The following is a 17,906-nucleotide window of genomic DNA, read 5'->3' as shown; positions in this document are numbered from 1 at the left end:
ATCCGTGTGTCGTAGCCGTCATAGCCCGCTTTATCATGCCGGCTTCCGGAGTGCAAAGGTCTGCCCGGCTTGCCGGGATGGCGTTCTCGAAAGAGATAAGCCACCATTGCGCGGAGGATGTCGGTATGATTGGCTATGCTTGATGGATACGACTCGCCCGGATGTTGTCCGCCTGAAAACACCAGGAGCGAAGCAGCTGCAGACGGTACACGATTGCGAATCATCCCGGCGTGCCTTTGACTTGGCTTTTTGGGTTTGGCCTTTTTCTTTTCGAGAAGGTTTTTCATCTTCGAAATGGCTTCGACCGGCCAAAGCGAAGCGGAGGCCACCATATGAATCCGAAGTCACCGCCCCGCGGCGGTGACAACCTTTCGGCGCGACAGCGTGGATTTTCTCGTTCCTGGATCGCTTCACAGTCTAAACACTCATTACGTAACGAAAAGACGCAAAAAGAATCAAAAAGAATCTAAAAGAGACAATAAGAGACAAAATAAAAAGCCAGCTATCAATTAGCTGGCGAAAATGCTGTCGAACTGGAACACTCCTTGCCCGTTTTCCTCGGTAATTTCGATCCGCTCTATTGTCTCCATCACGTCTGTTTTCGTCGGGAAGATGCTGGCCATTCTTTTATAGCGGCTGCCCATGATGGCTACGGCGACTTCGATGCCAAATGCTTTCACGACATCGCCGGCTATACTTTGACCTATCAATTTGATGCGCTCGCCCTCCCCCATGTACTCCGGAAATTGGTACCATTCTGGAATCATTTGAAAGCGGAGCATTTCATCCGATCGAAACATACGCCACATTTCTTTGTCCGGGTGTTTGAGGTAACTGGATGTGACTTGGACTTTTCCATAACTGAAAGGAAATGCGGAAACGCGCTTACTATCCAGCCCGACAAGGGTATGGTTTTTTTCAGCCTTGAAGTTGTTGTTCCCCACCTTCCGGAGCAGCCCTTCCATTACCGTTCCGCTAATCGGCCGCCAATCACCTTCCTCCCAATCCTTTCCGATCACTTGGGCCACAGTCTTACGTCGATGCTCTGGAAGCTTGGGAATCTCTGGCCATTCAAAATCTGTTTTCTCTTGAAAGAATGCGGCATATCCTCTTGTTCTCGATGCAACAGAGCCTAGATCAAAGGCATCTATGATGATTTCATGCATGTAAGGAAAGAACGGTTGCAGCAATTTTTTCAAATGTTTGTATGATGTGCTTTTGAAATATTGCGGGACTTGCTCGATCATAACCACGCTAGCGCCGCTGGCCAGTACAAGCCTTGCGTAATGTGGTCCGTGTCCCTCCGTAACGCCTCCGTCTTGTCCGCCTAAACTGGAATACCTCGTGCAACTAGGACTTAGCCAGCACACATCCGATGGAGCGACATAGCTCGGATGCTTTTTGGTTAAATCTCCTATATAGGCGCTTCCATTCCGGAAGTTATTCATGTATGCATCCACGGCAGTCGGCCATATGTCTAGCGCCCCTACCGGTTCAAATAGCCCGGTTTCCGCAAGGCAAGCCGTTGCAAAGCCACCTCCGCAAGGAAAGGAATTGAGGCGTAGCTTTTTCAAATCCCCCCCTTGAAGCGTAGGTTTCTCGACTACAAACAAATCGAAGGAACGCTCTTTTTTGATTACGATTATGCCGTCACTGACAAGCAGGTCAATGTACTCCCGTTCACGAAACACTAGCGTTACCTCTTTGCTGCATGACTCATACAGGGGTCTTTCATGCGCCCAGCTTGGGCGCTTTCGTTTCGATATGATCCGCGTTTTTTGCTCACATCGAGTAAGGATGATTGCGCCGTCTTTGATCGTTTGACGAACACCCTCACCGACATCGAAGCCAGCAGCTTCCAAGACGGTTGGCTCAAGCCAGATTCTTGTATTTTCACGGTGAAATCCCGTCATTATATGGCGTATAAGTTTAACGTCCTTCATATTTCACATCGTCCTTTCTTTTTTTGAACTCGTTCATCTGCAGTGTTCAAACTGCTTCACTGCGAGGGGGTGGCCATTACAGCCACCACGCACTGCCTCCAGCGGTAAAGGTCAATTCGTCCAATTGCGTTACTTCTTCCTCAGTTAATTCAGGTAATTCATAAGTTTCGTTGTTTTTCATCGTCTATTTTCCACCTTTCGGGAATTTAATTCTTGACTCGGTTGCCTTAATCGAATATCCGGATTCGCTTGCCTGTCTAGCCCGAGCGGCGATGAGCGGATTCTTTAAGGGCTTGATGAGCAGAACCGCCGCCAGCTGGCAAGCGTGGAGCGTATAGAGTTTTCAAAAGAGCAGAACATCCGTATTTCGAAGCCGTCATAGCCACGATTAACCATGACTGGTTCTCGTAGTGCAATGGTATGCCCGGCATAGCCGGGATGGCGTTCTCGAAAGAGATAAGCCACCATTGTACGGAGAGGTTCGTCATGGTTGGCTAAGATGACGGATACGAAATACGCCCGGATGTCGCTCGTTGAAAACGATAGGAGCGAAGCGCCAGCGCTGCAGTATCGTTCTGCGAAGCAAGCCCTGTCCTTTTCTTCTTCGAGATCCCCCACAAGGGTTTTGTCTTTCAAGAAGGTTTTCTTCTTCGAGATCCGCTTCGTCTCGGCCAGAAGGGCCGGAAGGTCGCGGATTTTGGCGGCCTCCGGTCCTGGCGGCCACCGCTTGAATCCGAAGGCACCGCCCCGCGGCGGTGGCAACCTTTCGGGCGTAGCCCGGCCTCTCGCATTAAGGACGCGCGCAGTATGTGCGTCCCCGCCGGAGGTACAGCGGATCCTTTTATCAGCATAAAAAAAAGCTCCGTGTGGGAGCTGTCGAATGAAACAAAGGGAGTGAGCCGGGCGACTGCCGCCGGCCGCAGCTCATACATGCGCGGTAACGCTTGTGACCCTGAACTGGACACTGGAAAAGACTTTCAAGCGTTTCATGGTCTTCGCTTTCGGATCGCAAATGTAAAGCTGTTGACTGTCCTTGACGTTCGTTCCATCGGTGAACTGCATCCGGATAGCATCAAACCAGGATTCGGCGTTTCGGATTGTCCTTTCATCGCCTTCTAGCGGCAGAAGATCGGTTCCGTGATTGCGAACGAACCAGCAAAAAGGTACTTCACCAATTTGCTCCAAGCGGGATAAATCCAGCTCGTAAAAATCCATATGATAGGCTTTAACCACTTTAAGGACTACTTTTTGCATATCGAGGACAAGTGGATCCGTTCCGAATTTCTTCCATAACCGGCTTACCTCTCGCTTCTTGGTGGTGGCTTTCTCGATTTGCTCCTGATCCGGCCAGCTGGAAAGCTTGGCCTTCTGAATCTCGGTGTTTAGTTGGTTGATGATCGTATTAAACATGTTTTTTCCTCCATTCGGTTATTTGTTGTACTTGCCGGGGCCAGCGGACCCGGCCGCGCCGGCTAGGCGGTAGTGCGCACTCTCGCTCGAAGAGGCGATATGATCGGGGGGCATAGCCCCCCGTTGCTAGTTCCAGAAGAATTTTTTCAAATACCATAGACCTTTTGGAGTGCTGTAGTCGAAATTGAACTTTTCAATATAATTTGAAACGACATAAATATTTGTACTTTCCGGTGTAACCTCTTTGTAGGCGCGTACCATGCAGCAGTTCATCTTGATAACAATTTGCGGCAAATGGAGAACTTCCGCACGATTCCCAATCATCGAAACGCGATACGCTCCATGAATTTTGTAGGTGTTTGCTTGAATTTCCTCCCCCAATCGCAAGCCAAAATTTTTCATCCAGCGTTCCAAGCCCTCCGGGGTTTTAAATGACGTATGCCTGGATCCTCCGGAGTAAACGATGTACGGATTGTCATCTTTGCTTAATTCAGGACTTAGCTTCATAAGTGTAAAGTTACTTTCAAGAGGCGCTAAATACCGCTTCTTGGGGGGGTTAGCGGTCATTACCGGTAATGACTGAAGCAATTCCGGGTCAAGTCCTTTTTCGTTAGCGCTCGGGTAAATCACATTATCCAGCAATTGCAGATACATCACTGTGTATTCTCCGATGATCTGCGTGTATTGCTCCGGGGTGATATGATCCGGCAGCCGCTTGCATATGCCACCGTAAAACTCACAATGCCCTTTCACATGTTCGTATAGATTGCCGGAAATACGATCTTCTTGGGTCAAGTCATACCGGCCATTGTATATATCACCATTGGTGAAAAGAATCTCGAAGTCGGTTTTGTCATAGCCTTGCTTTGGAGCTGTAAGCGCCATTCGCTTTAAAATCTCGTTGGCTTCCTCCCAGGTTTTAGCAAGTCGTGGTTTTCCGCATTCTGCGCTTGGACCTTCTCCGCGGGTGATGACAATGCGCTTCACCTGTACATGGGTGGTATAACCATATTTCAGCACTCTTTTAAGCTGCCGGTAATCCATATCATTCAGCTCTGCATATTCAGCACCCCAGCCTTTCGGATCGGTCATATGAGCATGAAGGATATTGTCCGTATTTGAAAATTCGGGAAGTGCCTTTACGGACTCTAAAGCAACTGCTTGAATTTTGGTGATCGTTTCAGGTCTAATTGTTTTTGTCATGGAAGATCATTCCTCTCGGTTCTCGTTTTTTCTTGACTTGTTTGCCTCAATCGAATATCCGGATTCGCTTGCCTGTCTAGCCCAAGCGGCGATGAGCGGATTCTTTAAGGGCTTGATGAGCAGAACCGCCGCCAGCTGGCAAGCGTGGAGCGTATGGAGTTTTCAAAAGAGCAGAACATCCGTATTTCGAAGCCGTCATAGCCACGTTTAACCATGACTGGTTCTCGTAGTGCAATGGTCTGCCCGGTATAGCCGGGATGGCGTTCTCGAAAGAGATAAGCCACCATTGCACGGAGAGGTTCGTCATGGTTGGCTAAGTTGACGGATACGAAATACGCCCGGATGTTGCTCGTTGAAAACGACAGGAGCGAAGCGCCAGCGCTGCAGTATCGTTCTGCGAAGCAAGCCCTGCCCTTTTCTTCTTCGAGATTCCCCACAAGGGTTTTGTCTTTCAAGAAGGTTTTCTTCTTCGAGATCCGCTTCGTCTCGGCCAGAAGGGCCGGAAGGTCGCGGATTTTGCGGCCTCCGGTCCTGGCGGCCACCGCTTGAATCCGAAGGCACCGCCCCGCGGCGGTGGCAACCTTTCGGGCGAAGCCCGGCCTCTCGCCCGGCTAGGGATCGCGCAGCGTACGCGTCCTGGCCGGGGCCACTCCCAATCCGATCCAGCGCACGAAAAAAAGCCGGTTGGCAACCTGTGGCTGCTAACCGGCTCCGGCAACACGTATTACGATGAAGCACAAGCATCATGCTCTGCCTATAGCCTTGATTGGAGCAAAGCGGAAATAAAGCTAGAGCCAATCAAGCCGAAATCTAACCGTTCTGCCTGCCAGCAGTCAGAGAACTAGCAGCGGATGACCAGCAAAACAAAAAGGCCGGTTAGCCGGCCTTGATCAATTCTTCTATTTGGTGCAATTCCTCCTGAGCTTTACGGTACACCTCACGGTAGGAGCCAACATTTGAAATCCCAGCGAGCGAGCCGATTTGATTTTTGAGCGCCAGGATTCGGAGCTCGTATAGTATCCGTTGAAAAGCTGCTTTTCCTCCATGTCCTGTTGCTGCATCGCGTTTTCGCTCATACATCTGCTGTAGCTGTTGAGCCCGGCTAATTCGGGTATTCAGCAAGCGGCTGCAAACTTCAGCAATCGGAATGCTGACTGCTTCCGGAATCCACTTATTATTATGGAGTCGAACACATTCATTAAACAAATATTCATCCGGCCGAACGGGAGAAACGATTGGCTCAACCCGCGTGAACAGTTTAACGTGTTGCTTCAGAAGCCGATGAGAGGATCCTTCTACATAGATATACCGACTGCCGACCATTCGAACGATATACGATGTATATCCATCATGAACCATATCGCCGTAATATATTTTATCAGGGCCTCGTTCAAATACCGGCGCGACAACCGGGAGCATTCCGCCGGCTTCTAGGTAGGCCATTCCAAGACTTACGAGTTTACTCGTGTCATAATCGCGTAGCCGATACGGACGCAGCATCTCATCAATTTTCGAATATTTTTCCCGGTATTCATCTAAGCTTTTGGAATAACCGAATAATCGGTTGGCCAGTTCTATCTCGGGGCGCTTGCAGCGGATTTCTCGCGATGCTGCTATAGCGTGCGCGACCAGCTGCCGAAAGGTCACATCCGATTCCATCATCTTTTCAAGAAAACTATCATGATCGCGTTTCATCTCCAGTTCTTTCAGTTTTCCTAATCTCTCTATATCGTCTGCAATCCGTTGATTAAATCGGGCTAAATGCCCGTTCTTTTCAAATTGCGACATGCGGAGAACAAACCCATGTCCATTGATTCTCTTTTGTGCTTCTGTTGCCTCTTCCTGTTCAGATTGGGATAAATATCGCTCGTAGGTGCGGTAGTGTTGTACCCGTTCTTTTGACACGCATAGCTCTCCATCTTTAAAACGTTGGATAGCTTTTTCATATAAAGCATTTAGAATCGCTTCTGCGGTTACCTGGTCTGCTCTCGCATAAAAGCGATCTTCCTCGATATAGGCGGCATGCAGCAGCATGAAATGCGCCCATAGCATGCGAATCGTCGCAGGTGCCGGCGTATATCCGGCAGCTTCACGAATTCGCCGCTTTAAGGTATTAGCATCATCCGTCGACCGCATGAATATCCGCAGGCTTTTCGTGAAATAGGCAGATGCTTTCGGAGCTCCGTCTGGATCTGCTTTAAACTGAATGTAAAAATCGTAGGTATTTTCATTCTCTTCTCGCTTCGTTCGGATCAATTCGCCAGCAGTCCAAACACCTTTTAAATCGATGAATACAACTTCTGTAAGCGAAGTATACGTTTCCTGATAAGCGTTACGTCTGTTAAGCGTATTAATAAAATTTGTCATAATCATCCTCCTAAAAATATGTTGCGGTTTTGTTTGCTGGCTAGCCGCGCGGCGATGAGCGCCTTCTTTAAAGGTTTTGCTGGTGTCCCAAGCGGAATGCCACCTCCGGCCTTACATGGATAGTAATTACCGGCTCAAAATTGTCTCCTACGCAACTACCGATTTCAACTCACTTTCAGCAAGCAGAGAATACTTGCTCGCGCATTCAGTGCAGATAAAACCGCTGTCTTGATCAATATCGTCGTCTGTATCGCAAATGCAGCAAGGTGGTTCCTCGTCGATCGGATAATACTTGTCGTCGTCACATTCCATGCAAACCAATGCTTCCTCAAAACCATTCTCGCCTTCCAAGTAATCCGCTCGTTCCAGCAATGCTCCACAGTTCGGGCAATCTTTCATGTGCAATCCCTTCAATATTTGATAAAAGAGCTCCGCGCCTTTCGGCGCGGTATCGATTAGTTACAAAAGCGCTCGTCAGTAATGGCTTCGATCATATTGGATCGGGTAACGAGATCAGGCATATCTTCCTTCCAATCCCACGCGGATTTCATTTCCTTGTGGAAGCTATCACTAAGTTCACTTGCACCCTCCAAACCTTCAATGTTGCTTTCCCAGCTTTCCTCGCTGTCCCATGTTCTACCGCTTTGCACAAACATCTTAATGACGCGATTACCATATTTCCGAACTACTTGCTTCATACTAGCCATTCACAAGACCCCCAATATTCATAAATTTATAGATCATTCATCAAACTTTGATAGAGATTCATTTTGTAAACATCGCCAATACTCTCCGCTTGCTGATATAGCATCTTAAAATGAGCCATATCCTTTTCGTATTCTTGCTGAGCTCTTTCTTCCCGGATAGCGTCCCAATCCTTCTCGCGAACCATCATTTAAAACACCCCTTTTCATTTAATTCGCTCCCCTCGAAACATCCGGTTTCGTTTGCCGGTCTAGCCCGAGCGGCGATGAGCGGATCGCCTTATTGGGTTTGGTGAGCAGTTTCCCCTCTGCGGTGGAGCACGAAAGCGTATATTGTTTTCAAGGAGCAAAACATCCGTATATCGAAGCCGTCATAGCGTTCTTACCGTGGCCGTTCATTCTGTGCAAGGGTATGCCCGAAGGGACGGCATTCTCGAATGAGAAAAGCCGCCCTTGCACGGAAGGGGCTGCCATGGTTTGCTATGATGACGGATTCGGTATACATCCGGATGTATCCGCTGAAAACAAAGGAGCGATACGGCCGCCTCGAAGGATGAAGCGCGAAACAAACCAGCACTTGACCTTGGGCGTTATGGCGTAGAGAAACGAGCCATCATGCCCTTCTTTTTACTTACAGGTCTCTAAGGATTTGATTATTGCTTCCCTGCTACCGGGTACCCGCGATTGCGGCGTGAAACAAAGCAAAAACGCTAAATGGAACCGAGCGTATTTCTCGGTTCGCTTTAGCGTTTAGTGGGTGGTCTACTGGGGGATCCAAAGCTTAATTTTCCTTCTCAAGAATGCTTTTAATAGGAATAGATTGTGGTCGGAGCGTTTAGCTTTCGCCGGCCATCACGTGTCGGGTTAAGAATCGGGGATTTTTGCGAAGGGTACTGCAAATAATACTGTTTACAAGCTTATTTTCTATAGGAACATCCCCATATATTGGTATACTTTTCATTGACCGGGGCAACCTATTACTAAAAAATATTGGATGTGATGATATAGATGCATACAGTGTGGAAGGGTGCTATCAGCTTCGGTCTTGTCCATGTCCCAGTGAAAATGTTTACGGCCACCGAAGATAAAGACATACACTTTCGGACTTTACATGAAGAATGTGGCATGCCTGTTAATTACGCTAAGACCTGCCGTCATTGTGATAAGGAAATAGAGTCGAACGAAATTGTAAAAGGCTACGAGTATGAAAAAGACAAGTTTGCCATCATAAAGGATGATGAACTAGAGAGTATCAAGGGCGAAACGGCTAAAACAATTAAAATATTAGATTTTGTTGATTTAACGGATATCGATCCATTGTATTATCAAAAAGCTTACTACCTCTCCCCTGATATGGCAGGAGCCGGAGCCTATAACCTGCTGCTTGAGGCTATCAAACAAACCGGAAAGATCGGAATTGCCAAAATATCGATTCGAAGCAAAAGCAGCCTAGCTGCCATTCGAGTTGTCGGTAATTGCCTTTGCATGGAGACCATGTATTATCCCGATGAAATTCGCTCCCTTTCGTATGTACCTAATCTTCCGGATAAAGTGAATGTAAATGAAAAAGAACTGCAAATGGCAAAAATGTTGATTGAGCAGCTCAGTGAGACATTTGAACCTGAGAAGTATACCGATGATTATCGTGTTGCATTGCTCGAGCTAATTGATAATAAAATTGCCGGTGAAAGTGTCGACATCATTGCAGCGCCTGCAGCTGATGGTCGCAAAAATGTTATTGACCTCATGGCAGCTCTCCAAGCTAGCCTAGAAGCTGCTAAAACACCGCCTGCCCCACCTAAGAGAAAAACGACTAAGAAGGATAAACATATCGTTTCATGAATGCAGCTGCCGGAGCTTAATCAAACCGATGTAAAGGGTGTTTAACGAATGCGTGTTGACGAGGAGATCCTTGTTACTTGTGATGTATGTCAGGCACAAGATCTTGTTCGTATTGAGAATTTATTAGATTTTCAATGCAAGAACTGTGATACTCCAGTTTTAGTAATAAAACACGATATTCATGAACAAGTACTAAAAGAAATCGATGCTGCTGTAGACAATTTGGATCATGTGATTGGAAGTGCTATGTACGGATTCATGAGCCCTAGAGAAGCCCGAGATTGGTTAGAACATGATGCTAATAATATCTCTGATACACTAAATAAAGCACGTGAGTATATCAAGGACATGCAGAAAGAAAAATCCTACTGGATGAAGCAGTCGATGGTCACCAAATATCTATATAAAAGTTGACATAAAGAAACATGTATAAAAACCGCAGAGGCTCCCCCTGCGGTTTAACTATTTACTTCTTCCAATACCGGCAGTCGCATAAGTCCTGACTTATAATAACCACGGTGCTTCACTCTGCAGGAAACAAGCGGATCGACAAAGACGAAATCCTTGTTCTCTCCAATGATAGATCGGCCAAGTCGAGGCCAAACAGATTTTCGAAGCTGTGAGGTGATACCGAGCTCCATCGTACCGAGTGGCTTGATACGCTCCCCTTCCGGCACTCCAATCAACCAATTGTGGTCTTTTTTTGAATAACCGGTAATCATCACATCGGAATAAGCGTAATTGATAACTTTTTGCCATGACCACGAACGGATCGCCTTGCCGCCCGGCTCACACGGCTGGCTTCGTGACTCATATTTGCTGTCCCGTTTTTTCAAAACGATACCTTCCAAACCGGCTTCTCTCACCAAATCAAATAATTTAACCGCGCTGCCGGTCATCACTCGCATGCGCGTATAAAATTCTGTTTCCTCCAACTCCGCTTCGAGCAATTCTAAACGTTTCTCAAGTGGTAAACCCATGACATTCTCCCCTTTAAAATAGAGAATATCGAATGCACAAAACTGGATTTGGTTCTTGGATTTTTTTGACTGGAAACGAGCCATACAGGCCTCCCAGTCGGGATGCCCCTTCTCGTCTGTGACAATTAGTTCTCCGTCCAGGATGGTTCCTTTACTGATTGGTGGGCTATAAAGCTCGGGAAATCGGGCAGTTACGTCCATGTTCTTAGTATACAGTTTTAGTACGTCCATATTAGAAACGAGCAGCCGAATGCCATCAAGTTTTAACATGGAAAAGTAGTCGGGTCGGTCAAAAGGTTCGTTATCTTTAGCATACTGCAAAAGCATTGGGGGAAAAAACATTAGTCATCACCAAGAATAATGATAACATTAAGGTTAATGTATTGGCATTGGTAGTTGTTGGTCGCACCCGTAACCTAAGAAGTTTTGTCGAGCCGGTCATACGATGCCGGATTCTTGCGAAGCGGTAATGCTACGACACCAGTGTTTGTTAAGTTCTTACTTAGACAAGATGCACTAGCATTTAATAGAATATGGATATCAATATATTGGGGGGATTTTGCTTGGCTAAACGTTTTGAAGAAATGCTGAAAGAGACTAATAAAAGATTACAAAAATTCATTCCTAATGAAAATGATAAAATATGTCGATATTTGGATTTTCCTAAATTTATGAGTTTACTTGTAAATAAAAGTCTGTTTTTTACAAGGGCAGATAAATTTGAAGACCCCTTAGAAGGTGAAGTCCCTGAACAATACCTAAAAAAATTCTTTGATATCGAATCCCCTTTTGCTCAATATTTCGGCTATGATGTAGAATCTGAAAAAGTCAGAGTACTAGAGTCATACTACCAAGAAAAAGAAAAAACTTTTGTTAATTGTTGGACTATTTATGATACTGAGTCATATGCTCTCTGGAAGATTTACTCTGAAAAAAACGGTGTGGCTATACAAACAACTGTAGGGAAAATGAAAGAGATAACGGCGACTGCAGGGGCGGAAATTTTCAAGGTTCAATATATTGATAACAATGAGCAGGATTTATTTATACCTACAAATAAACGACTTTACGATAACTTCTTTGTGTTCAAAAGAGCGCATTATAAGTACGAGAATGAGATCAGGGCAATAATTAGTGGAATTGAAGCGGAATTCCAAGAGGTACGGATTCATGAATTAAGTTACTTCATCGATAAAATTATTGTTAGCCCATTTGCCGATGAATGGTTTGTAAAGTTGGTACGTAACGTTACAGCGAAGTTTGGCCTCGGTAATATAGAGGTTGAAGATTCATATATTGAAGTAAAGAAGAATTGAGGTTAATTCATGTGTTTATATCTACCTTAATTAAGACCCTTTGAAACAAATCAAAAACACCAGGATAAAATCCTGGTGTTTACCTTTTTGGCCGAAGCTCGGGGGATTTTTTATGTCTCGCAGGCCAGTCCATCGCCGTCGCGGTCAAGCTTGCTGCTGTAACCAGGATCACCTTTGTGTAGCGGTGCTTTTCCTGCTGCTTTTACTTCAGCACAGTTTGCATATGTGACAGATCCCTGTGCTACATTCGTCGTTGTTGACTGCGCAATTTTATACTCGGCTGATTTAAAGCGTTTTGCATCATTCCACATTTTGTCGAATTGAGCCGCGAAGTTTTTCGCTACGTCTGGGTTACGAACTGCCATCAATATTTCGTCATTTGATTCACTTGCCGCTTTTGAGTAATTAAACGAACCAGTCGTGCCGACCTTCTTGTCAGCAATTGTAATTTTTATATGCATTAATCCACTGTGTATATTCAGTTTGATTGGAATTCCGGCGCTGCCGAGAAGTTTCAATGCTTCCGTCTGCGCCTTCCCAGCTGCCTGAGTTTTGTCAGTAATGATACGCACATTGACGCCACGCTTCTTTGCCTCCTTTATCGCGGCGACTATTTCAGGATCAGTAAGACTGTAAATGGCAATATCAAGTGTCGATTTGGCGGACTTGATGACGTCGATAAGTAGCTTTTCCTGATCGGCCCCAACGAAAGTCCATTCCACGTCTGCCGACTTAATGCGAGCATTTTGGGCGGCATAGATAACGCCCACGGCTGTTAAGAAAAAAACCAATGACACTGTTACTGCATACTTTAAGATTTTCAAATGCTTTCCTCCCCTTTATCTCGCTCCTTCTAATCTGAAAACTTATATTCTGCATTGACATGGAATATCCTTTTGAAGATTCCAATAAAAAGAAAATCATTTTGTTCTTACCCGCGATTACGCAAGCAAAAAATCGCAATTAAACGAGCGTTTTTCTCTGATCGCTTGCGCCTTTAGTCCTCTTCATGAGCCGGGCCCCCTTAAGGCTTCTTAGTTGGTTTCGGTTTCTTAGTTGGTTTCAGTTCTGCTTGGATCGTGGTGATCCATTCCCACCCCTGGTCGCTACCAGCTGGGCGGCTCCAAATGTTGAAGAAATACTCTGTTGGCGCATTCGGCTTTTTCAAAACAACCGGGTCTTCGTCAGCGCTCAGCTCTACATGCTCGCCCTGCGGGTTGATTGCTTTGAAGAATTTCTTATCAAGGGTCCACATGGAAGGCGGAATGGGCCTGATTTCGCTGTAGCTCGTCCAGTCCTCCATATGCTGCCTAAACTTACTGATTGTGAGCGAACACCACGGATTTACAATGCCGTACCCATAGCAGCGGCGGGTGGCATGATGACCGCCGATTAGGCCTTCTACATAACCCTTGCCGTGACAGTCCGTGCAATCATACCGAATACAGAGTAAATTGAAATCCTCAACAAATTCGGGTAAAGAGATGCTTTCTTCATTTTCAATTTGTTCCGCTAGATTATATACTGAGGGTGGTCTATTTGTTTGCTTTCTTTGTTTCGATTCAGATTGTTTAGACGGTCGTTTTAAGTTTTGATTTGCATAGTTTGTTGGGAACTTTTCAATAAGTATTTCGCCCTCATCCCAGGATGAATGATATTTCGAGTTTGCTCTTTTTCCATCTATTCCTAAAATCGAAAATTCCATCCCATGGTTCTCACAAAAAATTTCTGCTGCTTTGAACTTAGCCTGGTTTTTCGAGGCGATAATGTCTCCAGAAACTTTAATTTCAATAAGCATCTTTTTACCATTTTGGTAATGCACAAGTACATCTGGCACATAATTGTGTATTTTTCCATCCAATTCAAAAGGAATGCTGAAGGGCTCAATTTCAATAAGAGTAACATCCGGATCCTCAACCATACTTAGAATGATCTTTTCTTCAAGAGGGCTCCTCAAAGTACCTGTCTTATGCATTTTAGGGAGAAGAACACTTTTGGGATATTCCTTAATCATATTTTCTTTTAATCGAATTTGAAGCTTTTCAAGCTCTTGTTTCACCTCTAACGGATATGCATCAACAATAATATCTAGATGGCTAAAATGGTCACGGTTAAGTGAATCAAGAATGTCGAAAGGATTTGTAGATGCACTTTGTAATAATTGACATCCTTGAACTCGAGATAATTTCAATACTCGAGATGCTTCTCTCAAATGACAATACCCAGAAACATAATAGTGGGCCCCCCATTGAAACAAGAATCTTGGTTCATAGGTTCTTTTTGAGGTCTTTTCAGCATCGTTGTAATCAATTTTCAACATTTTATAGTCTCGGATTGCCTTGCGGATAATATCATGTATGGACATATAACCAACCACCTTATATTATGTATTAACTTAAAGTCCTTTGTTGTATATGAAAGACCTATTAACGACTTTATTTATTTATCGGCGACCAGTACCTCTTGATATTAGAATTTTAAAAGGCTAAGTGGTTCTTTTTACTTTCGGAAAGGTTTTTCCTCATCGGAATGGCTTCGATCGGCCATAGCGAAGCGGAGGCCACCGTTTGAATCCGAAGTTACCGCCCGCGGCGGTGACAACCTTATTTTCCAATCAAAAACACCGGCGGACAGCCGGTGTTTTCCTTTGTGCCGACGAAAAAACAGCCCGAAGGCTGCTTTTTACCAGTCTGTAAAAGGTAAATCATCGAGAATTTCACCATCCTGATCCATCATGACCCAACAGGCATTTTTGCTACAAGCATAATCTAGTAGCTGCTTTAAATCCTCGGGTAGATCAGAACGCTCTTCCGGAAGAACAGGAAAAAAGAAACCCCAATGACCCTTCTTATAAACAATAAATGATTCGCCCTCATCTGCCTGATGGTCTAAATACTGAATGGTTTCCTTCGAGACATGACCAGTGGATATGTCCAGCATCTTGCGGATAGGATCATTATGAATGGTTCTAAAATTTTTTGCGTACCACTTTTCTCCTCCCAGGAGGAAATAAGCATCCCCTCTCGCATCCCTAAGTGCTGGCTGCTTAAATGCTATCCCTTCATGACTGATCCCCTCTACGCTTCCTTCGTCCCATTTCATTACTTTCGTCTGTCCATTTGTCATTAACATTAAAGTCATCTCCTTATAATTTAGATAATTTCAACGCTACGCATTTTATCTTTGCAGACTCAGGTCAACATCATACACATTACCGTTCTTATCCCCCGCACACGTAACTTCAAAAGAGTACCTATCATCGATCCTTGGTTCCTCATCATTCTCTTCAGCACGACCGTCCTTGATTTGCTGAATCGCTGTTTCTTTCGCTTCCTTCATGTCATAAGCCGTTACCGCTAAAGCTTCCGTCTCTTCTCCATCCCAAACAACAATAATGTAGAGCCCTTTAATTTTCACTTGGTCAGTCATTTTTCATTTCTCCTTTAATCTGTCATCATCAGGCTCCGGCGATTAACCCGGTAGCGACCCTTCACAGGGTTTCGACTATTTATCTAACTTGCTTGTGATTAAGAAGCTTTGATATAGATTCCTCTTACTTTTCTTTTCAAATACCCCTCTGCTTCAAGCTCTTGCAGGGTCCTTCTTACAGTTGCTTCCGGAGTATTTGTTTTTTTGAGCTTTATTGGAAATTGCTGCTTAATAGCTTCAAATACCGATTCGGGTGTAATCTGCTCGATCTGCTTAGTTACGCTTCGGACCGCTGTTTTCCAAGTCACATAAGCATCAATATCGATTTTCTTGTACTGGCCGGGAACTAATATCCAAAGCTCCCCACCGGGCTGATAATCGGTTTTAAACAATATGAGGTGTTCAGTTACAATCGGGATGAAATTCCCTCGGTAGTTACTCCGGTAACTCATAGCATTATGTTGGACCTTTGTGATATGTCGGATTGGATTTCCAATCCACGCCATTTCCCTTTGAATGCTTTTGATAAAGCCCTTGCCCTTCACCACCATATCCCCGACTAGAACAGCCACATAGCGACTGTGCGCAGCTGCCTTGTAATTAACATGGCTCACAGCTTCGATGAATGGCTTCCAATCCATTCGGCTCATATCCTTTCCCTGGAGATGAGCAGGAAGATTATGCGCGTAATCAATCATGTTCCAATAAGGATAGTGCAGCATCGTTAGATCGAATCCAGTATCGTGAAAATCATCATTCACAACATCAAAGCCATTGTGAATGTCATCCCCGATATACGGCAGTCCCATGAAGTCGCACACATCGCGGCTTGTTTTTCCTCCTTCCATCGGGTCATACACATACGGCGTTTTGATTCCGGAACGCTGGAGGAAGCTTACCAGCTTGGCCAGCACCTCACCATCGTAATTCCCCCGATACCGAGAATCCCCGAACCGATTCCGTTCCGGAACCGAAATGAGTGTCGTTAAATCACTAAAATTTTGATTTAATCCTTTGATTTGCATAGTTACTGCCTCCTTCTAATTGGAACCGGAGCATCCCGGTGTGAATGATTCATTAACCTTCAACTAATTGAGCACTTACGAACTCACTAGCTGGCCATTCTGCAATCTTATTTGTTGTTCCTGGCTCCCAAAAAATCAGAACATCCTCATACCATTCCTCGCAATAATGAAAACCGCGATAGTGAAATGTGAAAACATCGCCTTCTGAATTTTCAACCTTATAAACCTTATCTGGAGCAAGATGACGGTATTTCGTGATATCGTAAGCCAATGTAAGAACCTCCTCATAAAAAATTGTCGACCTGCCCCGGACATCCGGTATCGTTTGCCGGTCTAGCCCGAGCGGCGATGAGCGGAAATCTTTAAGGTCTTGCCGGTGGAATGAGCTGTTCGCCGCCGCTGGCTATCTGCAAAGCGTATGGAGTTTTCAATGAGCTGAACATCCGTATAACGTAGCCGTCATAGCCCGATTTGCTGTACCGGTTCTTGTCGTGCAAGGGTATGCCCGGAGGGATGGCGTTCTCGAATGAGAAAAGCCACCCTTGCAGGCCAAGGTTCGGTACGGCAGGCTAGGATGACGGATAGGTTATGCACTACGGATGCAGCGGTTGAAAGCGACCAGGAGCGGAGCAGCCTGCGGCGGCCGATGAACGCGAAGGCCACCGGCGCTCTTGCTTTGGGGCATGATGCCATAGAGCAGCGGAGGCATGATGCCCTGCCCTGCTTCGTTAGCCTTGATTGGAGCAAAGCGGAAATGAAGGCTAGAGCTGTGCTTTCATTCTTTTTGGAGAATTAATTCCTTACTTAAAAGCGTTATGGAATCACTTTTTACGCGCCTTTGATTTTGATATGCCTTTTTCTTTCGAGAAGGTTTTTCTTCTTCGGAATTGCTTCGATCGGCCATAGCGAAGCGGAGGCCACAGTTTGAATCCGAAGTCACCGCCCCGCGGCGGTGACAACCTTATTTCCCAATCAGAAACACCGGCGGACAGCCGGTGTTTTCCTTAGTGCCGAGAAAAAACAGCCCAAAGGCTGCTTTTTACTAATCTCTATCTAGCACGCTTCTTTTTCAAAGAAAGCTTTGACTTGTTCTTCTACTTTTTTGCGAATATCGGGTGTCAACGGGCACACTTCCCGAACCTCATAAATGCCTTTTATAAACTCACATGCATCCTCGTAAGCGACTTCAATCGAATCCCCCCCTTCAATGACACCGTAAACCATCCAATAAATAACCGATTCCTCAAAAAATGCAGTTGGATCAAATAATTGTGGATTTTCCATCGTAATACCTCCAATTGGTTGATAATATCCGGCTTCGCTTGCCTGTCTAGCCCGAGCGGCGATGAGCGGATTCTTTAAGGGCTTGATGAGCAGAACCGCCACCAGCTGGCATGCGTGGAGCGTATGGAGTTTTCAAAAGAGCAGAACATCCGTATTTCGAAGCCGTCATAGCCACGTTTAACCATGACTGGTTCTCGTAGTGCAATGGTATGCCCGGCATAGCCGGGATGGCGTTCTCGAATGAGATAAGCCACCATTGCACGGAGAGGTTCGACATGGTTGGCTAAGATGACGGATACGAAATACGCCCGGATGTCGCTCGTTGAAAACGACAGGAGCGAAGCGCCAGCGCTGCAGTATCGTTCTGCGAAGCAAGCCCTGCCCTTTTCTTCTTCGAGATCCG

23 protein-coding genes are annotated in these 17,906 nt (G+C 45.6%); 5 read left to right on the top strand and 18 right to left on the bottom strand.

All coding sequences use genetic code 11. From position 1 onward, the window contains the following. The 6 genes from DFP97_RS30990 to DFP97_RS30460 all read right to left on the bottom strand — a co-directional run. Nucleotides 1-224, bottom strand: a 224-nt coding sequence (locus DFP97_RS30990) for a hypothetical protein (protein ID WP_181873694.1), incomplete at its 3' end; no start/stop codon positions are given. A 285-nt stretch (nt 225-509) separates the two neighbouring features. Further along, nucleotides 510-1,943: a DNA cytosine methyltransferase gene (locus DFP97_RS26585; RefSeq protein WP_114383709.1), complete on the bottom strand. Its 1,434-nt coding sequence runs from the start codon at nt 1,941-1,943 to the stop codon at nt 510-512. A gap of 285 nt (nt 1,944-2,228) precedes the next feature. Continuing rightward, nucleotides 2,229-2,579: a hypothetical protein gene (locus DFP97_RS30465; protein ID WP_147275095.1), complete on the bottom strand. Its 351-nt coding sequence runs from the start codon at nt 2,577-2,579 to the stop codon at nt 2,229-2,231. A gap of 288 nt (nt 2,580-2,867) precedes the next feature. Continuing rightward, entirely contained in the window at nt 2,868-3,353 is a 486-nt protein-coding gene (locus tag DFP97_RS26575; protein ID WP_114383707.1) for a hypothetical protein, read from the bottom strand. 126 nt (nt 3,354-3,479) lie between these two features. After that, nucleotides 3,480-4,556 carry an LPD25 domain-containing protein gene (locus DFP97_RS26570; protein WP_114383706.1) on the bottom strand — a complete coding sequence of 359 codons (1,077 nt, stop codon included), beginning with the start codon at nt 4,554-4,556 and terminating at the stop codon, nt 3,480-3,482. 104 nt (nt 4,557-4,660) lie between these two features. After that, complete coding sequence (locus tag DFP97_RS30460; protein WP_147275094.1) at nt 4,661-5,098, bottom strand: hypothetical protein; 438 nt, start codon at nt 5,096-5,098, stop codon at nt 4,661-4,663. 3 nt (nt 5,099-5,101) lie between these two features. Between DFP97_RS30460 and DFP97_RS26560 the strand changes: the two genes are divergently transcribed. Beyond that, nucleotides 5,102-5,401: a hypothetical protein gene (locus DFP97_RS26560; protein WP_114383704.1), complete on the top strand. Its 300-nt coding sequence runs from the start codon at nt 5,102-5,104 to the stop codon at nt 5,399-5,401. 31 nt (nt 5,402-5,432) lie between these two features. On the opposite strand, the gene DFP97_RS26555 is transcribed toward DFP97_RS26560, so the two are convergent. From DFP97_RS26555 to DFP97_RS30985, 4 genes are all read right to left on the bottom strand, one after another. Then, complete coding sequence (locus DFP97_RS26555) at nt 5,433-6,923, bottom strand: hypothetical protein (protein ID WP_114383703.1); 1,491 nt, start codon at nt 6,921-6,923, stop codon at nt 5,433-5,435. A 147-nt stretch (nt 6,924-7,070) separates the two neighbouring features. Next, nucleotides 7,071-7,322 carry a hypothetical protein gene (locus DFP97_RS26550; protein ID WP_114383702.1) on the bottom strand — a complete coding sequence of 84 codons (252 nt, stop codon included), beginning with the start codon at nt 7,320-7,322 and terminating at the stop codon, nt 7,071-7,073. Nucleotides 7,323-7,378: 56 nt separating this feature from the next. Then, a complete protein-coding gene (locus DFP97_RS26545) occupies nt 7,379-7,630 on the bottom strand; it encodes a hypothetical protein (protein WP_114383701.1) in 252 nt (83 codons plus the stop codon). A gap of 26 nt (nt 7,631-7,656) precedes the next feature. Further along, nucleotides 7,657-7,818, bottom strand: coding sequence for a hypothetical protein (locus DFP97_RS30985; RefSeq protein WP_181873693.1), 162 nt, complete (start codon nt 7,816-7,818; stop codon nt 7,657-7,659). Nucleotides 7,819-8,635: 817 nt separating this feature from the next. Between DFP97_RS30985 and ku the strand changes: the two genes are divergently transcribed. Both ku and DFP97_RS26530 read left to right on the top strand, forming a co-directional pair. After that, nucleotides 8,636-9,469, top strand: coding sequence for a non-homologous end joining protein Ku (gene ku, locus DFP97_RS26535; RefSeq protein ID WP_114383699.1), 834 nt, complete (start codon nt 8,636-8,638; stop codon nt 9,467-9,469). Nucleotides 9,470-9,517: 48 nt separating this feature from the next. Beyond that, on the top strand, nt 9,518-9,883 hold the full coding sequence (locus DFP97_RS26530) for a hypothetical protein (RefSeq protein WP_114383698.1): 366 nt from the start codon (nt 9,518-9,520) through the stop codon (nt 9,881-9,883). A gap of 44 nt (nt 9,884-9,927) precedes the next feature. On the opposite strand, the gene DFP97_RS26525 is transcribed toward DFP97_RS26530, so the two are convergent. Further along, nucleotides 9,928-10,791, bottom strand: coding sequence for an ATP-dependent DNA ligase (locus DFP97_RS26525; RefSeq protein ID WP_114383697.1), 864 nt, complete (start codon nt 10,789-10,791; stop codon nt 9,928-9,930). A 221-nt stretch (nt 10,792-11,012) separates the two neighbouring features. On the opposite strand from DFP97_RS26525, the gene DFP97_RS26520 reads away from it, so the two are divergent. Then, nucleotides 11,013-11,765, top strand: a complete 753-nt coding sequence (locus tag DFP97_RS26520; RefSeq protein WP_181873692.1) for a DUF2971 domain-containing protein — start codon at nt 11,013-11,015, stop codon at nt 11,763-11,765. Nucleotides 11,766-11,875: 110 nt separating this feature from the next. On the opposite strand, the gene DFP97_RS26515 is transcribed toward DFP97_RS26520, so the two are convergent. The 6 genes from DFP97_RS26515 to DFP97_RS26490 all read right to left on the bottom strand — a co-directional run bounded on the left by DFP97_RS26515 (nt 11,876) and on the right by DFP97_RS26490 (nt 16,490). Further along, entirely contained in the window at nt 11,876-12,589 is a 714-nt protein-coding gene (locus DFP97_RS26515) for a phospholipase D-like domain-containing protein (protein ID WP_245976615.1), read from the bottom strand. Nucleotides 12,590-12,789: 200 nt separating this feature from the next. Then, the gene (locus DFP97_RS26510) at nt 12,790-14,130 is read right to left on the bottom strand and encodes a TnsA endonuclease N-terminal domain-containing protein (RefSeq protein WP_114383695.1); all 1,341 of its coding nucleotides are present in this window, start codon (nt 14,128-14,130) and stop codon (nt 12,790-12,792) included. A 317-nt stretch (nt 14,131-14,447) separates the two neighbouring features. Continuing rightward, nucleotides 14,448-14,897, bottom strand: a complete 450-nt coding sequence (locus tag DFP97_RS26505) for a DUF5983 family protein (protein ID WP_114383694.1) — start codon at nt 14,895-14,897, stop codon at nt 14,448-14,450. Nucleotides 14,898-14,942: 45 nt separating this feature from the next. Beyond that, on the bottom strand, nt 14,943-15,194 hold the full coding sequence (locus DFP97_RS26500) for a hypothetical protein (protein WP_114383693.1): 252 nt from the start codon (nt 15,192-15,194) through the stop codon (nt 14,943-14,945). A 98-nt stretch (nt 15,195-15,292) separates the two neighbouring features. Beyond that, nucleotides 15,293-16,219, bottom strand: coding sequence for a hypothetical protein (locus DFP97_RS26495; RefSeq protein ID WP_114383692.1), 927 nt, complete (start codon nt 16,217-16,219; stop codon nt 15,293-15,295). A 52-nt stretch (nt 16,220-16,271) separates the two neighbouring features. Beyond that, nucleotides 16,272-16,490, bottom strand: a complete 219-nt coding sequence (locus DFP97_RS26490; protein ID WP_114383691.1) for a hypothetical protein — start codon at nt 16,488-16,490, stop codon at nt 16,272-16,274. A 255-nt stretch (nt 16,491-16,745) separates the two neighbouring features. Here DFP97_RS26490 and DFP97_RS26485 point away from each other — a divergent pair, with 255 nt between their 5' ends. Then, entirely contained in the window at nt 16,746-17,015 is a 270-nt protein-coding gene (locus DFP97_RS26485) for a hypothetical protein (protein WP_114383690.1), read from the top strand. 257 nt (nt 17,016-17,272) lie between these two features. Here the strand turns inward: DFP97_RS26485 and DFP97_RS26480 are convergent, their stop codons facing one another. Further along, nucleotides 17,273-17,503 carry a hypothetical protein gene (locus tag DFP97_RS26480; protein WP_114383689.1) on the bottom strand — a complete coding sequence of 77 codons (231 nt, stop codon included), beginning with the start codon at nt 17,501-17,503 and terminating at the stop codon, nt 17,273-17,275. Nucleotides 17,504-17,906 lie beyond the last annotated feature (403 nt).

It is taken from the genome of Paenibacillus prosopidis, assembly GCF_003337375.1.
GTDB lineage: Bacteria > Bacillota > Bacilli > Paenibacillales > Paenibacillaceae > Pristimantibacillus > Pristimantibacillus prosopidis.
The sequence above is the reverse complement of the archived record's forward strand: the minus strand, read 5'-3'. Positions and strand labels throughout refer to the sequence as shown.